The organism is Streptomyces sp. NPDC002044 (assembly GCF_040296725.1).
In the GTDB taxonomy this organism is placed as follows: Bacteria; Actinomycetota; Actinomycetes; order Streptomycetales; family Streptomycetaceae; genus Streptomyces; species Streptomyces antarcticus.
Map to the genome: position 1 here is coordinate 1 of NZ_JBEOXU010000325.1, position 1,304 is coordinate 1,304.

Consider the following 1,304-nt stretch of genomic DNA (forward strand, 5'->3'; position numbering starts at 1 on the left):
GTGGCGGTGACGGTGGAGTAGAAGGGGGTGTGGCCTGGGTGGGGGGTGATGGGGGTGAGGGTTTGGTGGAGTTGGGTTTGGATGGGACCTACTTCATCGCCCTTCTCCTGAACGGCACGTGGGCCACCAACGCCCTCACCCTCAAGTCCACGGGCGCCGGCATCTCGGTCAACGCCGGCCTGACAGCGCCGAAGCTCCGCTACAGCACCATCCTGACGGGACAGACCGCCCTGCCGCCCCAGGTGAACCTTGCCGAACAGTCCACCAGCACCATCAACACCGGCTGGGCCAGCCAGTGGTACGCCGTCTCCTGAGCCGTGCGCGCCTCCAGTCCCGGACGGTGTGCCCCACGAGTGCCACAGCGGCCACGACCGCTGCCCCGCGCATCGCCTGCCACGTCACCATGACCACCGTGGCCTGTCCGAGCGCCTCCCCGGTGATCCGCATGGAGGTCTCGTAGAAGGCAATGAGCGGTATGAGCAACCGGAAGGGGAGGCCGCCGAAGCCGGGAGTTCGTGCCAGATTGCCCGTGAGTCCCAGCGGCGCACCAAGGACGAACGCCGCCGTTCCCCACACCAGGATCCCGGAGGAGAGTCCGCTCGTCGATCCGGACACGGATCCACTGGATGCCGCCACCCCGAGGGGCACGGCGGGACTCAGAGCCTTGAAGAGGTAGTAGACAACCACACCGATCGCCAAGGCGGCGGACGACAGCAGGGCCGACTCGATCCTGGATCGACGGAAGAATCCCACCAGGAATGCGAAACAGGCCCACGACCACCCCCCGGCGAACACGACGTTCAGCGCGGCGCACACCGGGTTGTCGAACTTTCCGGCCATGGGGCCGGACAAGCCAAGGGCAACACCCGCCCCCAGGGCCGCCGCCACCGGCACCAAGCGAGCACGCCAGAAAGTCACGATCTCTCGTCTCCCGCTCTGTCAGTCGAGGCAGAACTCGTTGCCCTCGAAGTCCTGCATCACGATGCACGACTCGTTGGTGCCGTCGGCAAGCAGCGTGCGCACGTGCACCGCGCCGAACGCGGCCAGTCGTGCGGACTCGGTCCGGAGCGTGGCGAGGCGTTCCTCCCCCACGAGCCCGGTTCCGGCCCGTACGCAGAGGTGCACCCGATTCTTGACGACCTTGGTCTCGGGAACGCGCTGGAAGAGCAGCCGCGGGCCCACCCCTGAGGGATCGACACAGGAGAACCACTTGACCTGATGGTCCGGCGGCAGCGAGCGATGGTAGTCGTCCCACGTGTCGAACCCCTGCGGCACCGGCGAGACGACGTATCCCAGCACCTCGC

Annotated in this window: 3 protein-coding genes; 1 reads left to right on the plus strand and 2 read right to left on the minus strand. The window is 67.3% G+C overall.

Going from position 1 to position 1,304, the window contains the following annotated elements:
* Positions 1–77: 77 nt before the first annotated feature.
* Positions 78–314 carry a hypothetical protein gene (locus ABT106_RS31955; RefSeq protein WP_351284565.1) on the plus strand — a complete coding sequence of 79 codons (237 nt, stop codon included), beginning with the start codon at positions 78–80 and terminating at the stop codon, positions 312–314.
* Here ABT106_RS31955 and ABT106_RS31960 read toward each other — a convergent pair.
* Positions 274–840, minus strand: coding sequence for a hypothetical protein (locus tag ABT106_RS31960; RefSeq protein ID WP_351284568.1), 567 nt, complete (start codon positions 838–840; stop codon positions 274–276). The two genes, ABT106_RS31955 and ABT106_RS31960, sit on opposite strands and share 41 nt — an antisense overlap.
* A 99-nt stretch (positions 841–939) precedes the next feature.
* Positions 940–1,304, minus strand: a 365-nt coding sequence (locus tag ABT106_RS31965) for a VOC family protein (protein WP_351284570.1), incomplete at its 5' end; no start/stop codon positions are given.